Raw genomic sequence first — 20,928 nt, forward strand, 5'->3', positions numbered from 1 at the left:
CGCTAGCGTCCCCGCCATGTCGATCACGTCCACCCGTGGGCAGCCGGGGACGAGCGTCCAGCCGTCGTTCGCCGACCTGGGGACCCCGCTGCAGGACGTCACCTTCGTCGTCGTCGACCTGGAGACCACGGGCAGCCGTGCCGACGACGCCGGGATCACCGAGATCGGCGCGGTCAAGGTCCGTGGCGGCGAGGTGCTCGGCGAGTTCCAGTCGTTGGTCAACCCCGGGCGGCCGGTCCCGGCGTTCGTGGCCCGCCTGACGGGCATCACCACCACGATGGTCGCGACCGCACCGGACCCCGACCTCGTCCTGCCCAGCTTCCTGGAGTTCGCGCACGACGCCGTGCTCGTGGCGCACAACGCCCCGTTCGACATCGGCTTCCTGCGGGCGGCCTGCGCCGAGCTGGGCTACGCCTGGCCGGGTTTCGCCGTCGTCGACACTCTCCCGCTGGCCCGGCGCGTCGTGACGCGCGACGAGGCCCGCAACCACAAGCTGTCCACGCTCGCGGCGCTGTTCCGGGCCGGCACCTCCCCCGACCACCGCGCGCTCGCCGACGCCCGCGCGACGGTGGACGTGCTGCACGGCCTGCTCGAGCGGCTCGCCCCGCTCGGCGTGACCCACCTGGAGGACCTGGCCACCGCGTCCGACCCGGTGCCGGCGGACGTGCGGCGCAAGGCCACCCTCGCCGACGGCCTGCCCTCCTCCCCCGGCGTGTACCTGTTCCGGGGACCGGACGACGAGGTGCTCTACGTCGGCACCTCGACCAACATCCGTCAGCGCGTGCGGTCCTACTTCACCGCCGCCGAGAAGCGCCGGCGCATGACCGAGATGGTGCGGATCGCCCACGCCGTGACGCCGGTCGTGTGCGCGACGCCGTTGGAGGCCCGGGTGCGCGAGCTCCGCCTCATCGCGGAGCACGCCCCGCGCTACAACCGCCGGTCCAAGCACCCCGAGCGACGGTCGTGGGTCCGCCTGACCGACGAGGCCTACCCCCGGCTCTCGGTGGTATCCGAGGTGCGCGGCGACGCGCCCCACATCGGCCCGTTCACCTCGCGCCGCACGGCGTCGGCCGCCGTCGAGGCCGTGCACGACGCCCTCAGCCTGCGCCAGTGCACGCAGCGCCTGCCCCTGGTGGCCCGGGAACGACGCAGCCCGTGCGCGCTGGCCGGGCTGGACCAGTGCTCGGCGCCCTGCACCGCCGTCGAGACGCCCGACGTCGGCTACGCCGCCGTCGTGGCGGAGGCGACCGCGGCGCTGACCGGTGACCCCGGGGTCGTGGTGCGGGCCCTCGGCGAACGGGTCGCCCGCCTGGCCGCCCAGGAACGGTTCGAGGAGGCCGGGCAGGTCACGGCCCGGCTGCGTGCCTTCGTCGGCGGCGCGGCGCGTGCCCAGCGGCTGGACCCGCTGAGCCGGTGCGCGGAGCTCGTCGCCGGTCGGCCGACGCCCGCGGGCGGCTGGGAGCTGGTCGTGGTGCGGCACGCCCGGCTGGCCGCGACGGCGGTCACCGGCGCCGGCGAGGACCCCTGGCCCGTCGTGCACGCCCTGCGGGCCACGGCGGAGGTCGTCGACGCGCCGACGCCGCCGGCCCCGGCGTGCCATCCCGAGGAGGCGGCGCTGATCCTGGACTGGCTCGACCAGCCCGACGTCCGCCTGGTCGACGTCTCGGACCCGTGGACGTGCCCGGTCCGGTCCGCCGTCGCGCACGCCGATCTCGACGACGTGGCGGCCACGGTCGCGCTGGCCGTGGGCGAGGCCGCCGATACGATGGCCGCATGCTGACCGCCATCGTGCTGATCGACACCGCCGCCGACCAGATCCCCGAGGTCGCGTCCCGCGTCACCGACCTGCCCGGCGTGAGCGAGGTCTACTCGGTCACCGGCAAGGCGGACCTCGTGGCGATGGTCCGGGTGAAGGAGCACGACGCTCTCTCCGACGTCATCGCCGACGGGATCAGCAAGGTCCCGGGCGTGCTGCGTACCGAGACGCTCATCGCGTTCCGCGCGTACTCGCACCTGGACCTCGAGCAGGCCTTCGCCCTCGGCCTGGACGACTGACCGGCGCGGGCCCCCGCGGGTCCCGGGTCCTCAGTGCTGCGTGGCCTCGACCCACCGCGCGAGCACGTCGGCCGCGCCGCCCTCGTCGACGCTGCGTGCGGCATGCGCGGTGCCCGCGGCGAGGCGCTCGACGAGGGAACCCTCGGCGGTGCCGGGCAGCGACCCGTCCGCGACGAGCGCCGCGGCGGCGTTGAGCAGGACCGTCTCGCGCACGGGGCCGCGGTCGGCACCGGAGAACACCGCTCGCGCCACCTCGGCGTTGTGCGCGGCGTCGCCGCCCCGCAGGTCCTCGATCGCGATGCGGCGCAGGCCCAGGTCCGCGGCGGCGTCGAGGCGCTGCTCGACCACCTCGCCGTCGCGCACCTCCCACACGTCCGCGCCGCCGGTGGCGGCGAGCTCGTCGAGGCCGTCGTCGCCGCGGAACACCAGAGCACGCGTGCCCCGGGCGGCGAGCACGCCGGCCATCAGCGGGGCCATCCGCGCGTCCGCGCAGCCCACGGCCGTGGCGGCGGGCTGGGCGGGGTTGGTCAGCGGCCCCAGGAAGTTGAACGCCGTCGCGATCCCCAGGTCGCGCCGCGCCGTCCCGGCGTGACGCATGGACGGGTGGAACATCCCGGCGAAGCAGAAGGTGATGCCGACCTCGAGCGCGATCTCCGCGACCCGCTCGGCCGGCTGGTCGAGCCGCACGCCGAGCGCCTCGAGGACGTCGGCCGACCCGGACGAGGAGGAGGCGGCGCGGTTGCCGTGCTTGACCACGCGCGTGCCGGTCCCGGCCACGACGACGGCGGCCATCGTGGAGATGTTGACGGTGTGGTGGCGGTCCCCGCCCGTGCCCACGAGGTCGACCGACGGGCCCGGGACCTCGATGCGCGTGGCGTGCGCGAGCATCGCGTCGGCGAGCCCGGTGAGCTCGGCGGCCGTCTCCCCCTTGGCCCGCAGGCCCACCAGGAAACCGGCCAGGCGGGCCGGCGGCACCTCGCCCGACATGACCTCGTCCATCGCCCAGGAGGTCTCCTCGGCGCTGAGGTCGTGGCCCGCGACGAGTGCGGAGAGCACGCCGGGCCAGGTGGGGACGGTGGGGTCGCTGGTGGGCACGGCGGTCCTCTCCGGGGGTACGCGGTCGAACGAGAAGGTCAGGCCGCCCGGGCCAACGCGTCGGCGACGGTGCGCTGCACCGCGAAGGGCTCGAGCGGGCGCGGCACGACGGCGTCCGCGAGCGACCATGATGCCAGCCAGGCGTCGTCGGGCCGGCCGGTCAGCACCACGACGGGCGGGCAGTCGTAGACCTCGTTCTTGAGCTGCCGGCACAGCCCCATCCCGCCGGCCTTGTCGGCCTCGCCGTCCAGCACCAGCAGGTCGAACCGTCCGGAGGTGACGGCGGAGGTCACGGCCGGGGCGGTGGCGGTCTCGGTCCACTCGATCGGCGGCGCGTCGGCCCCCAGACGAGGTCCGACGGCGAGGCGCACCTGCTCGCGCACCGTGCGGTCGTCGCTGTACAGCAGCACCCGGGGGCCGTTCGTCATCGAGCATCCCTTTCGCAGTCGTTTGGTGGCATCGTGGCACAGGTCCGTCACCTCGGTCAGCACGATGTCGTGGTCTTTTCGTGGCACTGTCCTGCCATCCGTCACGATCTGGGCCCTTGGCCGCCCGTTTCTGCAGATTTCGTGGTGGTCGTCTCCACCGAAACCGTCGTGATGGTCCTCGAACCTCCCGCACGTCGGCCATAATGGATCGCGTGTCGACCGCAACGGCTGCTGCCCCCCACGCCCATCAGCACGTGACCGTGAACCGACCGAACACCGTCTCGGTCGGGACGATCGTGTGGCTCGCCAGCGAGCTCATGTTCTTCGCGGGCCTCTTCGCGATGTACTTCACGGTGCGATCCGTGTTGCCCGAGGAGGAGTGGGCCGCGCAGGCCGACATGGTCAGCTTCACCTTCCCGCTGATCAACACGACCGTCCTGGTGCTGTCCTCGGTCACCTGCCAGCTGGGTGTCTGGGCCGCCGAGCGCTTCCAGCCCGTGCGCACCGGCTCGCTGCTCCAGGTGGGCAAGTGGGGCATGAACGAGTGGATGACCCTGACCTACCTCATGGGCTCCTTCTTCATCGCCGGCCAGATCTTCGAGTACGCCGAGCTGGTCGAGCACGGCCTGACGATCTCCTCCAGCGCCTACGGCTCCGTGTTCTACCTGGCCACCGGGTTCCACGGCCTGCACGTGATCGGCGGCCTCATCGCCTTCCTCTTCCTGCTCGGCCGGTCCTTCCGCGCCAAGCGGTTCACCCACCACGAGGTGACCACGGGCCTCGTGGTCTCCTACTACTGGCACTTCGTCGACGTCGTGTGGATCGCCCTGTTCCTGGTGATCTACGTCCTGAAGTGATCCCTCCGGCCCGGCGCCGTCGCCGGGCCGACGCCCCCGAACCATCCACCTTCGAGACGAGGACATTTACGTGAAGGCACTCGCCGCCCGCCGGCACCACCGGGCCGCCCCGGTCGTGCTGATGCTGCTGGCGCTGCTGCTCACGGGCGGCGTGTACGCCGTCCTGGCGCCGAGCCCTGCCACGGCCGACACCGCCAGCACAGCGAACGACGTCGAAGAGGGCGACCGCCTCTTCCAGGCCAACTGCGCCACCTGCCACGGCCCGAACGCCGAGGGCACCTCCCAGGCCCCGTCCCTGGTGGGCGTGGGCGCGGCGTCCGTGGACTTCCAGGTCTCGACGGGCCGGATGCCGATGCAGGCGAACGGTCCGCAGGCTCCGCAGAAGCCCCCGCAGATGACCGAGGAGCAGACCGCGCAGCTCGCCGCCTACGTCGCCTCGCTGGGCGCGGGTCCCGCGATCCCGACCGACGAGCAGGTCGACGGGGCCGAGGGCGACGCCTCCAACGGCGCCCTGCTGTTCCGCACCAACTGCGCGATGTGCCACAACGCCGTCGGCGCCGGCGGTGCGCTGTCCGAGGGCAAGTGGGCCCCGCCGCTCTACGAGGTCTCGGAGCGGAACATCTATCAGGCCATGCTGACCGGCCCGCAGTCGATGCCGGTCTTCAACGACGCCAACATCACGCCCGACGAGAAGCGGGACATCATCGCGTACCTGCTCGAGCAGCGCGACGGGTCGGCCGGCGGGCTGACCCTCGGGTCGCTCGGCCCCGTGAGTGAAGGCGTGTGGGCATGGGTCGTCGGCCTCGGGCTGATGATCGGTGCCGCTGTGTGGATCGGAGCGAAGTCCTCGTGAGCGAGAACCAGAACCCCACCCCCGGCCGCGACGTCACCACGACGTCGGGCGCCCAGGACCCGGAGCGTTTCACCGACCCCGGCGTCCCCGCCCACAAGCTGCGGCTGACCGACACCGACCCGGCGGCCCGCCGGCGCAACGAGCGCCTCGTGGTGCTGCTGTTCGCCATCTCGTGCCTCGGCGCCATCGGCAGCATCGTGGCCTACTTCGCGGTCCGTCCCGACGGCACCACCGAGGGCGTCCGCCTGTCGACGATCGCGCTGGGCGTCACCATGGCGATCTCCCTGCTGGGAATCGGCATCGCGGCGATCCACTGGTCCAAGTCGCTCATGAGCGACCACGAGCACGTCGACGAGCGGCACGAGCTCGCCTCGTCGCCCGAGGTGCGCGAGGTCGCCGTCCAGCACCTCACGGACGGCGTCGAGGACTCCGGGATCGCCCGCCGCGGCGTGCTCAAGGGTGCCGCGGTCTCCGCGCTCGCCCTGTTCCCCCTGACCTTCGCCGTCCCGCTGATCTCCAGCGTCGGCGGCGACTGGAACATCTCCAAGTTCCGGCACACCCTGTGGGAGCGGGGCACGCGCCTCGCCTACGACCCCACGGGACGCCCCATCCGAGCTGCCGACCTCACCGTCGGTTCCGCGGCCCACGTCATCCCTGAGGTCCCTCAGGAGTACATGGAGTCGCACGAATGGATCACCGAGAAGGCCAAGGCCGTCGTCCTGCTCGTCCGGCTCAACCCGGAGGACCTGCGCTCCGACCAGTCCCCCGAGGGGCAGACCTGGTCGTACGACGGGATCGTGGCATACTCGAAGATCTGTACCCACGTCGGATGCCCGGTGGCGCTGTACGAGCAGCAGACTCATCACCTGCTCTGCCCGTGCCACCAGTCGACATTTGACATGGCCGATGGCGCGAAGGTCGTCTTCGGACCGGCGAACCGGCCGCTGCCCCAGCTGCCGATCACGGTCGACGACGAGGGCTACCTCATCGCGCAGGACGACTTCGCCGAGCCCGTCGGACCGAGTTTCTGGGAGCGACTGAAGTGAGCACCGACACCACCGCGTCCAACAGCGGCGCTCCGACCACCCCGGCCGGCAAGGCCGCGGACTACCTCGACCAGCGCACCAGCGTCGGTGGCGCCGTCAAGGAGTTCGCGCGCAAGGTCTTCCCGGACCACTGGTCGTTCATGCTGGGCGAGATCGCCCTCTTCTCGTTCGTCGTGCTGCTGCTGACGGGCGTGTTCCTGACGATGTTCTTCGACCCCTCGATGGCGCTCGAGGAGTACCACGGCGCCGGGCCGGAGACGATGCAGGGGCAGCTGATGTCGGTGGCGTTCGCCTCGACGCTGGACCTCTCCTTCGAGGTCCGCGGCGGTCTGCTCATGCGGCAGATCCACCACTGGGCTGCGCTGATCTTCATGGCCGCGATCGTCGTGCACATGATGCGCGTGTTCTTCACCGGTGCGTTCCGCAAGCCGCGTGAGATCAACTGGCTCGTCGGCACCGTGCTGCTGATCCTGGGCCTGGCCGCCGGGTTCTCCGGCTACTCGCTGCCGGACGACGTGCTCTCCGGCAACGGCCTGCGCATCACCGACGGCGTCATCAAGTCGATCCCGGTGATCGGCTCGTACATGTCGTACTTCGTCTTCGGCGGGGAGTTCCCGGGCGACCAGATCATCCCGCGGCTGTTCACCGTGCACATCCTGCTGGTGCCGGCCCTGATCCTCGCCCTCATCGGCGTGCACCTGTTCCTCATGGTGCTGCACAAGCACACGCAGTACCCGGGCGGCGGCCGCACCGACAAGAACGTCGTCGGCTACCCGCTGTTCCCGGTGTACATCGCCAAGATGGGCGGCAACTTCTTCATCGTCTTCGGCATCCTCGCCCTGATGGGTGCCACGATGAGCATCAACAACGTCTGGAACTACGGACCGTACGACCCCTCCCCCGTCGGCGCCGGCGCGCAGCCCGACTGGTACATGCTGTTCCTCGAGGGATCGCTACGCCTCATGCCGGGTGCCGGCATGGAGTGGGTCATCTTCGGCTACACGTTGTCGCTCAACGTGCTGATCCCGGCCGTGGTCATCCCGACCCTGCTGTTCCTGTTCCTGTTCGCGTACCCGTTCGTCGAGGCCAAGGTCACCGGTGACAAGCGCGAGCACCACGTGCTGGACCGTCCGCGCAACGTCCCGGTCCGCACCGGGCTGGGCGTCGGGTTCCTGACCGCGTTCATCATCCTGGCGCTCGCCGGCTCGAACGACCTCATCGCGACGCACTTCGGGATGTCGATCAACCAGATCACCTGGGCGTTCCGCATCCTGTTCTTCGTCGGTCCGGTCCTCGCGTTCTTGATCACCAAGCGCATCTGCCTCGGCCTGCAGCGCAAGGACCGCGAGCTCGTGCTCCACGGTCACGAGACCGGTCGGATCGTGCGGTTCGCCAACGGCGAGTACATCGAGGTCCACCGTCCGCTGGACGAGCAGGAGCGCTGGCTGCGCGTCAACTACACGGCGCACAAGCCGCTGGAGATCGAGCCCGCGACCGACGCCCGCGGCGTCAAGCGCAAGGGCTACCAGAAGGACAAGCGCTGGCAGCGTCTGTCCCGGTTCTTCTACGAGGACCGCGTCGAGCCGGTGACCCCGGCCGAGCTCGCCGCCGCGCACTCGCACGGCGAGCACGACGAGATCGCTGCCGAGAGGAAGTCCCCCGAGGTCACCACGGGGGCGGAGAGCGTCGAGCGGGAGCGCTGAGACTCCTGCCAGGTCGCGACAGAGACCCGCGCACCCATCGCCCGCTCCGGCGGGCAGGGTGCGCGGGTCTCTGTCTATCCTGCACCGGGGGTCGGCACGGCCGACCCACCGGGACGACGAGAACACGCCGCGCACGCCCACCGGGTGTCGTGCGGCCTGACACCGGAGGTACCCAGCATGGCCGTCTACACGCTGCCTGACCTGCCCTACGACTACAGCGCGCTCGAGCCGCACATCAGCGGCAAGATCATGGAGCTGCACCACGACAAGCACCATGCGACCTACGTCTCCGGCGCGAACACCGCGCTGGACAAGCTGGCCGAGGCGCGCGAGTCGGGCGACCTCGCGGCAGTGAACCTGCACGAGAAGAACCTCGCGTTCAACCTCGGCGGGCACACCAACCACACGATCTTCTGGCACAACCTGTCCCCCGAGGGCGGTGGCGAGCCCGAGGGTGAGCTGGCGGAGGCCATCAAGGACCAGTTCGGCTCCTTCTCCGCGTTCCAGGCGCACTTCGCCGCGACCGCGACCGGCATCCAGGGCTCCGGCTGGGCCGTGCTCGGCTGGGACTCCATCGGCCAGAAGATGCTGATCTTCCAGCTGTTCGACCAGCAGGCCAACGTCCCCGTCGGCATCACCCCGCTGCTGATGCTCGACATGTGGGAGCACGCCTTCTACCTGGACTACCTGAACGTCAAGGCCGACTACGTCAAGGCGTTCTGGAACCTGGCCAACTGGCAGGACGTGGCCGCCCGCCTCGAGCGCGCCCGCACCGCCACGAACGGGCTCCTCACCGCCTGAGCTCGTCCGAGCCTGCGGCCGCCGTCACGACGGCGTCCGACGGAGGGCCCCGCACGCCGTTGCGTGCGGGGCCCTCTCGCGTGTTCCCACGACCTTTGAACTGCCCCCGAGAACGCGTCTGCGCGCTTCTCCGGGCCGCTCGGCCTGGGCAGCACGGGGAGTCTGCGCTGCGCCTTCTGCGCGGGTCAGGGCGGCCTGCGGCGGGTCAGGGCAGTGCTGCGCGGGTCAGGGCGGCACAGGGCCGATCGAGGCCCTCTGGCGGGCCGGCACGCCTGGCCGTGGACGCCCCCTCTCCCCTGGTCCCGTCCGAACGACGGTGTCCGGGCGCGGGCACGCCTGGCCGTGGACGCCCCCTCTCCCCTGGTCCCGTCCGAACGACGGTGTCCGGGCGCGTCATGGCGAGATGGGCCGGTTGCACTCGCTCCCCGCAGTCCTGACTGGGCGTGAGGCGTCCTGACTCGGCGAGAAAAGCCCTGACTCGGCGAGAAAAACCCTGAGTCGGCCGGAGAGGTCCTGAGTCGGCGCAGGGCGGCCTGACTGGGCGTGGAGGGGGCCTCGGGCCAGGGCGGGGCCGGGAGACGACAAGAGGCGCCCCGCACCAGACGGTGCGGAGCGCCTCTCGGGAGATGCTGACGATCAGTGGGCGTGCTGGCCCCGGCTGAACTCGAAGACCCAGCCGACCAGGCCGACGATCCCGATGATCGCGCCGATGTAGAGCACCCACCAGCCCACGGCCAGGCTCAGGAAGCTGACGGCGGCGGCGATGCCGAGCACCAGGGGCCACCAGGACCAAGGGGCGTAGACGCCCTGGTCGCCGGCGCCCTGCTCGATCTCACCGTTCTCGTCGTCCTCCGGACGCGGGTCGGTGTGCTTGGCCTGGACGACCAGGTAGGCACCGATCATCGCCATGAGAGCACCGACGAGCGGGATGCCGAGGTACCCGACCGGCTCGGTGAAGCCGCTCCAGAGGCCGTACACCACGCCGACCAGCACGAAGAACGGTGCCGTCCAGACGAAGAGGCGGATCTCGATCTTCACTTGGTGTCCTCCTCGCCCTCGGCGGGGCGGTCAGCGTCGACGACGGTGGTGCTCGACTGGTGCTTCTCCGGGTAGTCCTTCCAGCTGAGCTCCTCAACCATCTCGTACTGGCCGGTCCGGTCCGCGCCGCCGTAGACCTGGTCCAGGGCGCCCTGGTTCAGGTGCGGGTCCTCCATCGCGGCGACCTCCGGGTGGTGGAGGTCGAACGCCGGCGACTCGGAACGGATCCGCGGCAGCGAGGTGAAGTTGTGCCGCGGCGGCGGGCAGGACGTCGCCCACTCGAGGGAGCGGCTGTAGCCCCACGGGTCGTCCACGGTGACCTTCGGCGCGTTGCGCCAGGTCGTGTACACGTTCCACAGGAACGGCAGCGTGGACGCGGCGAGGATGAACGCCCCGACCGTCGAGAGCTGGTTCTCCCAGGTGAAGCCTTCCTCGGGCAGGTAGTCGGCGTAGCGGCGGGGCATGCCCTCGACGCCGAGCCAGTGCTGGACGAGGAACGTCATGTGGAAGCCGACGAACAGGATCCAGAAGTGGATCTTGCCGAGGCGCTCGTTGAGCATCCGCCCGGTGAACTTCGGCCACCAGAAGTAGAAGCCGGCGAACATCGCGAAGACCACGGTGCCGAAGACGACGTAGTGGAAGTGGGCGACGACGAAGTACGAGTCCGACAGGTGGAAGTCGAGCGCCGGGCTGGACAGGATGATGCCGGTCAGACCGCCGAAGAGGAAGGTCACCAGGAAGCCGATCGACCAGAGCATCGGCGTCTCGAAGGTGAGCTTGCCTCGCCACAGGGTGCCGATCCAGTTGAAGAACTTCACACCGGTCGGGATGGCGATGAGCATCGTCATGAACGCGAAGAACGGCAGCAGCACCGCACCGGTGACGTACATGTGGTGGGCCCACACCGTGACCGACAGGGCCGCGATCGCGATGGTCGCGTAGACCAGGCCCTTGTAGCCGAAGATCGGCTTGCGGCTGAACACCGGGAAGATCTCGGAGACGATGCCGAAGAACGGCAGCGCGATGATGTACACCTCGGGGTGGCCGAAGAACCAGAAGAGGTGCTGCCAGAGCACCGCTCCCCCGTTGTCCGGGTTGAACACCTGGGCGTCGAACCGGCGGTCGGCACCGAGCGCGAAGAGCGCGGAGGCCAGCGGCGGGAAGGCCATGAGGACCAGCAGGCTCGTCACCAGGGTGTTCCAGGTGAAGATCGGCATCCGGAACATCGTCATGCCCGGGGCGCGCATGCAGATGATCGTGGTGATGAAGTTGACGGCACCGAGGATGGTGCCGAAACCACCGAGGGCGAGGCCGAAGACCCACAGGTCACCGCCGAGCCCTGGACTGAAGGTCGTGTTCGACAGCGGCGCGTAGGCGAACCAGCCGAACGAGGCGGCCCCCTGCGGCGTGAAGAAGCCGCCGGCCGCGATGAGCCCGCCGAACAGGAACATCCAGTAGGCCAGCATGTTCAGCCGCGGGAACGCGACGTCGGGCGAGCCGATCTGCAGCGGCATGATCACGTTGGCGAAGCCGGCGAACAGCGGCGTCGCGAACAGCAGCAGCATGATCGTGCCGTGCATCGTGAAGAGCTGGTTGTACTGCTCCTTGCTCTGCACGAGCTGGATGCCCGGCGCGAAGAGCTCGGCGCGGATGAGCAGCGCGAGGATGCCTCCCACGGCGAACCAGAAGAACGACGTGATGAGGTACATGTAGCCGATCGTCTTGTGGTCGGTGGAGGTGATCCACTTGACCACGGTGCGACCCAGCGTCTGTCGCCTCGGCTGCAGGCCGGGGATGGCCTCGGCGGCGCCGTAGGCGGTCTCGGTGGTGGCCATCAGCCCTCGACCTCCGGGATCGTCTCTTCACTGGAGTACTCGGAGCTCTGCTGGCGGTTCAGGTCCAGGCCGAGCTCGCCGGTCTGGCCCTGGGCGCGCAGCTCCTCCATCTGTGCGTCGTACTCGGCACGGTCGACGACCTTGACGTTGAAGAGCATCCCGGAGTGGAACTCACCGCAGAGCTCGGCGCACTTGCCGGCGTAGGTGCCTTCACGCTCGGGGACGACCTGGAACGTGTTCGTCTTGCCGGGGATCATGTCCATCTTGAACAGGAAGGCCGGGATCCAGAACGAGTGGATGACGTCGCGGGAGTCGACCGTGAACTCGACCCGCTCACCGACGGGCAGGTAGAGCGTCGGCAGCTCCTCGGCCGTGCCGGGCGCGCCGTCGACGGTGTCCTCGGCGGTCACCGAGCCGGGCTCGAGCAGCTGCTGGCCGGTCTCGTAGACGTCGTCGTCGAGGTAGTTGAAGTCCCAGCTCCACTGCTTGCCGATGACGTGGATGTTGACGTCCGGCTCCTCGCTCGTGTCGAGGATCGCCGTCATGTCGCGGTTCGTGTAGAAGAACAGCACCAGGATCATGAGCGTCGGCACGATCGTGTACATGATCTCGAGCGGCATGTGGTAGCGGGTCTGGACCGGCAGCCGGTCGTCGCCGCGGCGCTTCCGGTACGCGGCGACGCACCAGAGCATGAGGCCCCAGGTGATGACGCCGACGGCGAGTGCGGCGACCCAGGAACCGTTCCACAGATTCATGATCCGCTCGGTCTGGTTGGTCACCTGGCCGTCGGTGTAGCCCGGGAGGTAGCCGCGCTGGACGGCGTCGCTGGCGCAGCCGGTGGCGAAGGCCGCGACCGCGACGGCGAGCGCCGTCGCACGCAGCGCCATCGACCGCCGGGTGCGGGTGGTGCTCTTCGAGTGCAAGGGAGGCCTTTCACGTCTCGTCCGACCGCTGCGTCCTGAGGCAGGGCGCACGGGTGGGACCTTCGTCCTCGATGGGAGCAGCCTAGCGCGACCTTCACCGTTCCGACGCCAGAAGATCCCCCTTCCTACGTGACGGGATCACCCTGGACGTCGCCATCCGCGATGTTCGCGACGCCTGCGGAACCGGTGTCAGATCGGCCGCCGCTTTCGCGACACCGAAGCCCCCGGCGGCATGATGGTCACCACGCTTCGACGCCCACCGAGAGGCCCTTGTGACACATCCCACCTCGCCGACGCCCGCCCGCACCCACCTGGACAACGGCGGGTCGGCGCCCCTGCACCCGTCGGCGCGGCAGGCCTTCGTCCAGGCCCTGGACGAGGGATGGGCGGACCCCCGCCGGCTGCACGCCGAGGGCCGGCGCGCGGCCGCCCTGCTGGACGGGGCGCGCGAGGCCGTGGCCGGGGTGCTGGGGACCCGGACCGAGGAGGTCCGGTTCACGCCCTCGCACACGGCGTCCCTGCACGCGGCGGTGGCCCAGGTCGCCCGGGCCCGACGGCGGCACGGCGGCGACGTCGTGGTCGGCGCGGTCGAGCGGGCCGCGGTCCTGCACGCCGCCGACCACGTCGCGGCTGCCGCGCAGGGCCGCCGCACGACGGTCCACGTCGACCGGGTCGGGCGGGTGGACGCCGAGGAGCTCGCCTCGGCGGCCCGCGCGGACGGCGTCGCGCTGGCGGCGCTGCAGGACGCCAACGGCGAGGTCGGTACCCGCCAGCCGGTCGCCCGGGTCCACGCCGCGCTCGAGGGTTCCGGGGTCCCCCTGCTCGTGGACGCCGGTGCCTCGGTGGGGCACGCCCCGCTGCCGACGGCGTGGGACCTGCTGGCGGCCGACCCCGCGGACTGGGGCGGGCCCCGCGGCCTGGGGATCCTCGCGGTGCGCCACCGCACGCGCACGGTCCCGGCCGGCCCGGAGGACCCCGACCCCTGGGCGCCCGGCGGCGTCAGCGTCCCGGCCGCGTTCGCCGCGGCCGTGTCCCTGCAGGCGGTCGCCCAGGACCTCGCCGCGGAGGACGAGCGGCGCCGTGCGCTGGTCGACCGGATCCGCGACGGCGTCGCGGGCGTGCCGGACGTCGAGGTGGTCGGCGACCCGCAGGACCGCCTCCCCCACGTGGTGACGTTCTCGTTCCTCTACGTCGACGGCGAGGCGCTGGTCACCGAGCTCGACCGCGCCGGGTTCGCCGTGGGTTCCGGGTCGGCCTGCACCGCGGGCACGCTGGAGCCGTCGCACGTCCTGGCCGCGATGGGCGTGCTCACGCACGGCAACGTCCGCCTGGCCCTGGACCGTTCGACCACGGCCGAGGACGTCGAGCGCTTCCTCGCGGTGCTGCCGGGGGCGGTCGCCCGCGTCCGGGACGCCCTGGGGGTGTCCGGGCTGTGAGCGCCGGGCCTGAGGTCGTGGACGCGCGGGGCCTGCGCTGCCCGCTGCCCGTGGTGCGGCTGGCCGCCCACGCGAAGGAGCGACCCGGGGGAACGGAGATCACGGTGCTCGCGACGGATCCGGCCGCCCGGTACGACGTGCCGGCGTGGGCGCGGCTGCGGGGGCACGCCATGGTGGCCGAGGAGCAGCACCCCGGGAACGACGAGACGGACGGCCGGGCCTGGTGGGCCCTGACCGTCCGTCTCGAGGACTAGCGGCTCCGGCTCGCGCGAGCCGGGACGTCGATCAGCCGAAGGAGCCGCCGCAGGCGCAGGACTCGCCGGCGTTCGGGTTGTCGATCGTGAAGCCCTGCTTCTCGATGGTGTCCGCGAAGTCGATCTTCGCGCCGTCGAGGTAGGGCACGCTCATGCGGTCCACGACGACCTCGACGCCGTCGAAGTCGCGCAGCGCGTCCCCGTCGAGCAGGCGCTCGTCGAAGTAGAGCTGGTAGATGAGCCCGGAGCAGCCGCCGGGCTGGACGGCGACGCGCAGGCGCAGGTCGTCGCGCCCCTCCTGCTCCAGGAGGCTGCGGACCTTGTTCGCGGCGACCTCGGAGAGCTCGACGCCGTGCGTGGCGATCTCGGTGGTGTCGGTCATGCTTCCTCCAACAGGTGGGCCGGTACGGCTGTTCCCGATCCTACGCCCGAATCCCCCGCCCCCGGCGATGTGAGGGACGTCACTCCTCGGGGGCGGCCCAGGCCGGCGCCCACGTGCGCGCGACCCGGCCCACGGCCTCACCCGACGGCGGCTCGCCGATCTCGTGCGCCCCGGCGACCCCCGCCCCGGAGAGCTCGCGGCGGGTCGTCTCGTCCCGCCCGGCGAGCACGACGACGGGCACGGCGTACGGGGCGGCCGCCTCCGCGGCCCGGTGCACCGGGCCTGCGCGCAGGGCGGAGCCGTCCAGGACGGGCGTGTGCACGACGACGAGGTCGGCGTGGGCGACACGCTCCTGCAGGAGACGGACCTCGGGCGGCGGCGGGGGCGGCGTGACGCTCGTCAGCCCGAGGCTCGTCGTGGGGACGAAGACACCGGGCGCCGGAGCCTCGCCGGGGGGTGCGGTCGCGGCCACCGGTCCCGGGGGCAGGACCATCGGCTCGACGACGCAGCGCGGCGCCGCCTCGGTCCAGGCCGCGGCCAGGGGCGTCCAGGGCTCACGGTCGGCGCCGCCGTCGTCGGCGGCTGTCACCAGCAGTACGTGCACGTCACCGATCGTGGCACACGTCGGGACCGTGGGAAGATGATGCCGTGACTGTGCTGAACGAGACGTCGAACTTCACCGAGCCGGCGCCCTCGGCGCTGCTGCTGCTCGGTCAGGGCCGCGACCTCGCCTCCGAGCGCGGGGTGGAGTGCACCGGCGCGCTGCCGGCGCCCTCGGACCCGGACCTGGTGGACCGTGCGCGCGCCGCGCGGGCGGCGCTGGGCGAGCGCGCCTTCGTGCTGGGCCACCACTACCAGCGCGACGAGGTGATCGACTTCGCCGACGTCACCGGGGACTCCTTCAAGCTCGCCCAGCGGGCGGCGGCGCGGCCCGAGGCCGAGTTCGTCATCTTCTGCGGCGTGCACTTCATGGCCGAGTCGGCCGACATCCTCACCGCGGACACCCAGCAGGTGGTCCTGCCGGACATGGCGGCGGGCTGCTCGATGGCGGACATGGCCGAGATCTCGCAGGTCGAGGAGGCCTGGGAGGTGCTGGCCGACGCGGGCGTCGCCGGCGACACCGTGCCGGTGACGTACATGAACTCCTCCGCGGCGATCAAGGCCTTCACCGGCCGGCACGGCGGGACCGTGTGCACGTCGTCGAACGCCCAGGTCGCCCTGCGGTGGGCCTTCGACCAGGTCGGCGGCGTCGACGGCACGGGCAAGGTGCTGTTCCTGCCGGACCAGCACCTGGGCCGCAACACCGCGGTGAACCAGCTCGGGCTGTCCCTGGACGACTGCGTCGTGTTCGACCCGCGCAAGCCGAACGGCGGCCTGACCGACGCCGAGCTGCGCGACGCGCGGATGATCCTGTGGCGCGGCCACTGCTCGGTGCACGGACGGTTCTCGGTGCAGAACGTCGAGGCGATCCGCGCCAAGGCGCCGGACGTCAACGTCATGGTCCACCCGGAGTGCCGCCACGAGGTCGTCGCGGCGGCGGACCGCGTCGGCTCGACGGAGTACATCATCAAGGCCCTCGACGCCGCCGAGCCCGGGTCGACGTGGGCGATCGGCACCGAGCTCAACCTCGTGCGCCGGCTGGCCAGGGCTCACCCCGACAAGCAGGTCCACTACCTCGACTCCACGGTGTGCTTCTGCTCGACGATGAACCGGATCGACCTGCCCCACCTGGTGTGGGCGATGGAGTCGCTGGCCGAGGGCCGCGTGGTCAACCGGATCGTGGTGGACTCCGACGACGCCCACTGGGCCCGGGTGGCCCTCGACCAGATGCTGGCGCTGCCGGGACTCTGACCCGGGGCGCGGGAAGGCGACGCGAGTGAGCACCGACGGCGGGCTGCACATCGGGATCCTGCTGTTCGACGACGCCGACGAGCTCGACGCGGTCGGACCGTTCGAGGTCCTCGCCGCGTGGGAGGAGCACTCCGCGTCGCCCCTGCGGCCGCACGTGAGCACCTTCTCCCGCGACGGCGAGGGCGTGCGGCTGGCCAAGGGCATGCGGATCGTGCCGGCCCGCTCGGCGGACGACGTCGGCCCGCTGCACGTCCTGGTCCACCCGGGGGGCTGGGGCACCCGTGCCCTCGTGGCCGACCACGGGCACCTGGAGTGGTTGCGCCAGGTGCACACCCAGACGCCGGTGGTGGCGAGCGTGTGCACGGGGGCGCTGGTGCTGGCGGCGGCCGGTCTGCTGGCGGGGCGTCCCGCGACGACGCACCGGGACCACTACGACGACCTGGCGCAGATCGACCCGTCGACGGTCATCGACACCGAGGCCCGGTTCGTGGACGACGGCGACGTGGTCACCTCGGCCGGCGCCTCGGCCGGGATCGACATGGCCCTGCACCTCGTGGAGCGCCTGGAGTCGGTGGAGGTCGCCCGGGCGGTGCGGCGCACCCTGGAGTACCCAGGTATCTGATACCGCAGGTCGCTGGTATACCGTCGCCGTATGACGCGGATGATCCAGCTCGCCACGGCCACGCTCCTGCCCCGCCGCCAGCGCCCCGGGATGGGGCCGTTCGACGCCTCGACCACGGTGATGCGCGTCAAGCCGGGCGACCTGGACTTCTACCTGCACGTCAACAACGGCTCGTACCTGCAGATGATGGACGTGGCCCGGTCCAACTTCCTCGCCGACATCGGCGGTCTGGCCAAGCTCCGGTCGCAGGGCTGGTACCCGGTGGTGGCGGCCTCGACGATGACGTACAAGCGGTCGCTCAAGCTCTTCGACCGCGTCACCATCACCAGCCGCGTGATGGGCTGGGACCAGCGCGTCGTCTTCCTCGAGCAGAGGATGACCCGGCGCGACGACGAGCTCTGCGCCCGCGGCTGGATCGCCGCCCGGTTCCTGGGCCGGGACGGCATCCGGGTGGCCCCGCACGACGTCGTGGCGGTGCTCGGCGACGACCCGGACCTGGTCAGCCCCGACCTGCCCGAGGACGTCGCGGCCTGGGCCCGGGCGGTCGACGTCGCGCACCGCGACGTCGACCGCGCCTGAGCGCTCAGCGGGCGGCCAGCCCCCGCAGCAGCAGCGCCTCGGCCACCAGGACCTTGCGCAGCTCGCCCAGGTGCACCGACTCGTTGGCGCCGTGGGCGCGCGAGTCCGGGTCCTCCACCCCGGTCACCAGCACGGCCGCCTCGGGGAACGCCTCGAGCAGGTCGGCGATGAACGGGATCGACCCGCCGACGCCGATGTCCACGGGATCCGTCCCCCACGCCGCGGCGAAGGCCGAGCGCGCGGCCCGCATGGCCTCCGAGTCGTCGGGCGCGCCGAAGGCCTTGCCCTGCTCCCCCGGCGTCCAGGTCACGCGGGCGCCGAACGGGGCGTGGGCGGTCAGGTGCGCCTGCAGGGCGTCCTCGGCGGCCTGCGGTGCGAGCCCCGGCGGGATCCGCACCGACAGCTTGGCCGCGGCCCGCGGGGCCAGCGTGTTCGAGGCGTGCGCGACGTCAGTGGCGTCGACACCGATGACGGCGACGGCCGGCTTGGTCCACATCCGGCCCGCGATCGTGCCCTCCCCGGCCAGCTCGACGCCGTCCAGCACCGAGGAGTCGGCCCGGAAGTCGGCCTCGGCGTAGTCCACGTCGGGCTCGGCGGCGCTGGTCAGGCCCTCGACCGCCACGTTCCCGGCGTCGTCGTGCAGCGTGGCCAGCAGGCGGGCCAGCAGCAGGTTGGCGTCGAGGACGGGACCGCCGAACATCCCCGAGTGCACGGCGTGGTCGAGCACGTCGACGCTCACGACGCCGTCGACGAGCCCGCGCAGCGACGTCGTCAGGGCGGGCACGCCCACCTTCCAGTTGGTCGAGTCCGCCACGACGATGACGTCGGCGGCGAGCAGCTCGTGGTGGTCGGCCAGGAACCGGGAGAAGCTCGGCGAGCCGGCCTCCTCCTCCCCCTCGACGAACACGGTCACGCCGACGCCCGGCTCCTCGCCCAGGGCGGCGAGCGCGCGCAGGGCGCCCACGTGCGCCATGACCCCGGCCTTGTCGTCGGCCGCGCCGCGCCCGAACAGCCGCTCGCCGCGCTGGACGGGTTCGAACGGCTCGGTGTCCCAGGTGGCGGGGTCCCCCGGCGGCTGGACGTCGTGGTGGGCGTACAGCAGCACGGTCGGCGCCCCCTCGGGCGCGGGACGGCGCGCGACGACGGCCGGGGCCCCGGGCTCGCCGTCGGGCCGCTCCGAGCGCAGGATCTGCACCTCGGGCATGCCGGCGTCGCGCAGCAGCGTGGCCACGGCCTTGGCGCTGGTCTCCACGTGCGCCGGGTCGAAGGCGCTCGCGGAGACGCTCGGGATGCGGACCAGGGCCTCGAGGTCGGCCTGAACCGCGGGGAACAGCTCGTCGACGTGCGCGCGCAGCGCGGCGACGTCGCTCTCGGTGTGGGTCATGCGCCCACGGTAACGGGGTGTTCGAAGGCACCCCGTGTCTCAACTACCCTGGAGGCGTGTTCTCCCGCAAGCGTGATCTCGCCGATTCCCCTGCCACGGAGCCGTCCGCCTCCTCCGCCGACGTCGCGGGGACGTCCTCCGCCGCCGACAGCTCCGACTCGCCGTCGCGCCCGGGCTCCAAGGGACGCCCCACGCCGAAGCGCAGCGAGTCGCAGGCGAAGAACAAGCGCCCGCTGGTCCCGAACGACCGCAAGGCCGCGCGCAAGGCGAACCGGGAGAAGGCGCGCACGGAGCGCAACCGCGAGTACCAGGCGATGCAGACCGGTGACGAGCGGTTCATGCCGGCCCGGGACAAGGGCCCGGTGCGCCGCTACGTGCGGGACTACGTCGACGCCCGCTGGAACGTCGGCGAGTTCTTCCTGCCGGTCGCGTTCGTGTTCATCTTCCTGAACCTGCTCTTCATCCAGAACCCGACCATGGCGTCCCTCGTGCTGCTGGCCCTGTACGCGGTCGTGTTCATCACGCTCATCGACGTCGTCGTCATGTGGCAGCGCCTCAAGCGCCGGCTGCGCGACAAGTTCGGCACGCTGGGCGTGGACGGCAAGAAGGAGTACTACGTCCCGCGCGGCACGATGATGTACGCCGCGATGCGGGCGCTGCAGATCCGCCGCTCCCGGCTGCCGAAGCCGATGCACAAGAAGCACGGGCACTGGCCGGAGTGAGCGCCTAGGGTGGCCGGATGGTCACCTACCGCTACCTCGGCAACAGTGGTCTCAAGATCTCCGAGATCACCTACGGCAACTGGCTCACCCACGGCTCCCAGGTCGAGAACGACGTCGCCACGCAGTGCGTGCACGCCGCCCTGGACGCGGGCATCACCTCCTTCGACACCGCCGACGTCTACGCCAACACCAAGGCGGAGCAGGTCCTCGGCGACGCCCTCAAGGGGCAGCGCCGCGAGAGCCTGGAGATCTTCACGAAGGTCTACTGGCCCACGGGGCCCGGCGGTCCGAACGACACCGGCCTGTCGCGCAAGCACGTCATGGAGTCGATCAACGGCTCGCTGCAGCGCCTCGGCACCGACTACGTCGACCTCTACCAGGCGCACCGCTACGACACCGAGACGCCTCTCGAGGAGACGATGCAGGCGTTCGCCGACATCGTGCGCCAGGGCAAGGCGCTCTACATCGGCGTCTCGGAGTGGTCGGCGGACCAGATCCGTGCCGGCGCCGCGATGGCGAAGGACCTCGGTTTCCAGCTCATCAGCTCCCAGCCGCAGTACTCGATGCTGTGGCGGGTCATCGAGGACGATGTCGTCCCGGCCTCGCGCGAGAACGGGCTGTCGCAGATCGTCTGGTCCCCCATCGCCCAGGGCGTGCTGACCGGGAAGTACGTCCCCGGCCAGCCGCTGCCGTCCGGGTCCCGCGCCACGGACGACAAGGGCGGGGCGAAGATGATCCAGCGGTTCATGAATGACGACGTCCTCGAGCGGGTGCAGCAGCTCAAGCCGGTCGCCGACGAGCTGAACCTGACCATGGCCCAGCTCGCCGTGGCCTGGGTGCTGCAGAACGACAACGTCGCCGCCGCGATCGTGGGCGCGTCGCGGCCCGAGCAGGTCGCCGAGAACGTCAAGGCTTCCGGGGTGGAGATCCCCGCCGAGCTCATGACACGGATCGACGACGCGCTGGGTGACGTGGTCGAGCGCGACCCGGCCAAGACCCTCGAGGGTGCACCGAAGACGCGCGTCGTCTGAGGCCCCTCGCCCCGTCAGGCCCTGCCCCGCCAC

The 20,928-nt window shown here is 71.4% G+C and carries 22 protein-coding genes; 14 read left to right on the forward strand and 8 right to left on the reverse strand.

Going from position 1 to position 20,928, the window contains the following annotated elements; genetic code table 11:
• Positions 1 to 16: 16 nt before the first annotated feature.
• Both Q6349_RS11550 and Q6349_RS11555 read left to right on the forward strand, forming a co-directional pair.
• Positions 17 to 1,780 (forward strand): DEDD exonuclease domain-containing protein, encoded by a 1,764-nt coding sequence (locus Q6349_RS11550; protein WP_304604206.1) that lies wholly within the window; start codon positions 17 to 19, stop codon positions 1,778 to 1,780.
• The gene (locus Q6349_RS11555) at positions 1,774 to 2,055 is read left to right on the forward strand and encodes an Lrp/AsnC family transcriptional regulator (RefSeq protein ID WP_171248088.1); all 282 of its coding nucleotides are present in this window, start codon (positions 1,774 to 1,776) and stop codon (positions 2,053 to 2,055) included. Before Q6349_RS11550 ends, Q6349_RS11555 begins: the two co-directional genes overlap by 7 nt.
• 30 nt (positions 2,056 to 2,085) lie before the next feature.
• On the opposite strand, the gene trpD is transcribed toward Q6349_RS11555, so the two are convergent.
• Both trpD and Q6349_RS11565 read right to left on the reverse strand, forming a co-directional pair.
• A complete protein-coding gene (trpD, locus tag Q6349_RS11560; RefSeq protein ID WP_304604207.1) occupies positions 2,086 to 3,150 on the reverse strand; it encodes an anthranilate phosphoribosyltransferase in 1,065 nt (354 codons plus the stop codon).
• 38 nt (positions 3,151 to 3,188) lie between these two features.
• Positions 3,189 to 3,578, reverse strand: coding sequence for a response regulator transcription factor (locus Q6349_RS11565; RefSeq protein WP_171248086.1), 390 nt, complete (start codon positions 3,576 to 3,578; stop codon positions 3,189 to 3,191).
• Between the two features lie 203 nt (positions 3,579 to 3,781).
• On the opposite strand from Q6349_RS11565, the gene Q6349_RS11570 reads away from it, so the two are divergent.
• From Q6349_RS11570 to Q6349_RS11590, 5 genes are all read left to right on the forward strand, one after another.
• Entirely contained in the window at positions 3,782 to 4,435 is a 654-nt protein-coding gene (locus Q6349_RS11570; RefSeq protein ID WP_171248085.1) for a heme-copper oxidase subunit III, read from the forward strand.
• Positions 4,436 to 4,505: 70 nt separating this feature from the next.
• Positions 4,506 to 5,288, forward strand: a complete 783-nt coding sequence (locus tag Q6349_RS11575) for a c-type cytochrome (protein WP_171248084.1) — start codon at positions 4,506 to 4,508, stop codon at positions 5,286 to 5,288.
• Positions 5,285 to 6,334, forward strand: coding sequence for a ubiquinol-cytochrome c reductase iron-sulfur subunit (locus Q6349_RS11580; protein ID WP_304604208.1), 1,050 nt, complete (start codon positions 5,285 to 5,287; stop codon positions 6,332 to 6,334). The genes Q6349_RS11575 and Q6349_RS11580 overlap by 4 nt, the downstream gene beginning before the upstream one ends.
• Positions 6,331 to 8,037, forward strand: a complete 1,707-nt coding sequence (locus Q6349_RS11585; RefSeq protein ID WP_171248082.1) for a cytochrome bc complex cytochrome b subunit — start codon at positions 6,331 to 6,333, stop codon at positions 8,035 to 8,037. The genes Q6349_RS11580 and Q6349_RS11585 overlap by 4 nt, the downstream gene beginning before the upstream one ends.
• Positions 8,038 to 8,214: 177 nt before the next feature.
• A complete protein-coding gene (locus Q6349_RS11590; RefSeq protein ID WP_171248081.1) occupies positions 8,215 to 8,838 on the forward strand; it encodes a superoxide dismutase in 624 nt (207 codons plus the stop codon).
• 636 nt (positions 8,839 to 9,474) lie between these two features.
• On the opposite strand, the gene Q6349_RS11595 is transcribed toward Q6349_RS11590, so the two are convergent.
• The 3 genes from Q6349_RS11595 to coxB are packed head-to-tail and all read right to left on the reverse strand — an operon-like array spanning position 9,475 to position 12,634.
• A complete protein-coding gene (locus Q6349_RS11595) occupies positions 9,475 to 9,876 on the reverse strand; it encodes a cytochrome c oxidase subunit 4 (RefSeq protein ID WP_171248080.1) in 402 nt (133 codons plus the stop codon).
• Positions 9,873 to 11,711, reverse strand: a complete 1,839-nt coding sequence (gene ctaD, locus Q6349_RS11600; protein ID WP_171248079.1) for a cytochrome c oxidase subunit I — start codon at positions 11,709 to 11,711, stop codon at positions 9,873 to 9,875. The genes Q6349_RS11595 and ctaD overlap by 4 nt, the downstream gene beginning before the upstream one ends.
• Entirely contained in the window at positions 11,711 to 12,634 is a 924-nt protein-coding gene (gene coxB, locus Q6349_RS11605) for a cytochrome c oxidase subunit II (protein WP_246246733.1), read from the reverse strand. The genes ctaD and coxB overlap by 1 nt, the downstream gene beginning before the upstream one ends.
• Before the next feature lie 272 nt (positions 12,635 to 12,906).
• Here coxB and Q6349_RS11610 point away from each other — a divergent pair, with 272 nt between their 5' ends.
• Positions 12,907 to 14,070 carry a cysteine desulfurase family protein gene (locus tag Q6349_RS11610; protein WP_304604209.1) on the forward strand — a complete coding sequence of 388 codons (1,164 nt, stop codon included), beginning with the start codon at positions 12,907 to 12,909 and terminating at the stop codon, positions 14,068 to 14,070.
• A complete protein-coding gene (locus Q6349_RS11615) occupies positions 14,067 to 14,324 on the forward strand; it encodes a sulfurtransferase TusA family protein (RefSeq protein ID WP_304604210.1) in 258 nt (85 codons plus the stop codon). Before Q6349_RS11610 ends, Q6349_RS11615 begins: the two co-directional genes overlap by 4 nt.
• 31 nt (positions 14,325 to 14,355) lie before the next feature.
• On the opposite strand, the gene Q6349_RS11620 is transcribed toward Q6349_RS11615, so the two are convergent.
• Both Q6349_RS11620 and Q6349_RS11625 read right to left on the reverse strand, forming a co-directional pair.
• On the reverse strand, positions 14,356 to 14,706 hold the full coding sequence (locus tag Q6349_RS11620; RefSeq protein ID WP_171248076.1) for an iron-sulfur cluster assembly accessory protein: 351 nt from the start codon (positions 14,704 to 14,706) through the stop codon (positions 14,356 to 14,358).
• A 79-nt stretch (positions 14,707 to 14,785) separates the two neighbouring features.
• On the reverse strand, positions 14,786 to 15,310 hold the full coding sequence (locus Q6349_RS11625) for a hypothetical protein (protein ID WP_304604211.1): 525 nt from the start codon (positions 15,308 to 15,310) through the stop codon (positions 14,786 to 14,788).
• 44 nt (positions 15,311 to 15,354) lie between these two features.
• On the opposite strand from Q6349_RS11625, the gene nadA reads away from it, so the two are divergent.
• The 3 genes from nadA to Q6349_RS11640 are packed head-to-tail and all read left to right on the forward strand — an operon-like array spanning position 15,355 to position 17,758.
• Positions 15,355 to 16,557, forward strand: coding sequence for a quinolinate synthase NadA (gene nadA, locus Q6349_RS11630; protein ID WP_171248074.1), 1,203 nt, complete (start codon positions 15,355 to 15,357; stop codon positions 16,555 to 16,557).
• A gap of 25 nt (positions 16,558 to 16,582) precedes the next feature.
• Positions 16,583 to 17,179 carry a DJ-1/PfpI family protein gene (locus Q6349_RS11635; RefSeq protein ID WP_304604212.1) on the forward strand — a complete coding sequence of 199 codons (597 nt, stop codon included), beginning with the start codon at positions 16,583 to 16,585 and terminating at the stop codon, positions 17,177 to 17,179.
• 30 nt (positions 17,180 to 17,209) lie between these two features.
• Positions 17,210 to 17,758: an acyl-CoA thioesterase gene (locus tag Q6349_RS11640; protein WP_304604213.1), complete on the forward strand. Its 549-nt coding sequence runs from the start codon at positions 17,210 to 17,212 to the stop codon at positions 17,756 to 17,758.
• Positions 17,759 to 17,762: 4 nt separating this feature from the next.
• Here Q6349_RS11640 and Q6349_RS11645 read toward each other — a convergent pair whose 3' ends face one another.
• A complete protein-coding gene (locus Q6349_RS11645) occupies positions 17,763 to 19,142 on the reverse strand; it encodes a dipeptidase (RefSeq protein ID WP_304604214.1) in 1,380 nt (459 codons plus the stop codon).
• A gap of 56 nt (positions 19,143 to 19,198) precedes the next feature.
• Between Q6349_RS11645 and Q6349_RS11650 the strand changes: the two genes are divergently transcribed.
• Positions 19,199 to 19,864: a DUF3043 domain-containing protein gene (locus tag Q6349_RS11650; RefSeq protein WP_304604215.1), complete on the forward strand. Its 666-nt coding sequence runs from the start codon at positions 19,199 to 19,201 to the stop codon at positions 19,862 to 19,864.
• Positions 19,865 to 19,881: 17 nt separating this feature from the next.
• Positions 19,882 to 20,895 carry an aldo/keto reductase family protein gene (locus Q6349_RS11655; protein ID WP_304604216.1) on the forward strand — a complete coding sequence of 338 codons (1,014 nt, stop codon included), beginning with the start codon at positions 19,882 to 19,884 and terminating at the stop codon, positions 20,893 to 20,895.
• The last annotated feature ends 33 nt before the right edge of the window (positions 20,896 to 20,928 follow it).

The sequence above is a fragment of the Isoptericola sp. 178 genome (genome assembly GCF_030586525.1).
In the GTDB taxonomy this organism is placed as follows: domain Bacteria; phylum Actinomycetota; class Actinomycetes; order Actinomycetales; family Cellulomonadaceae; genus Isoptericola; species Isoptericola sediminis.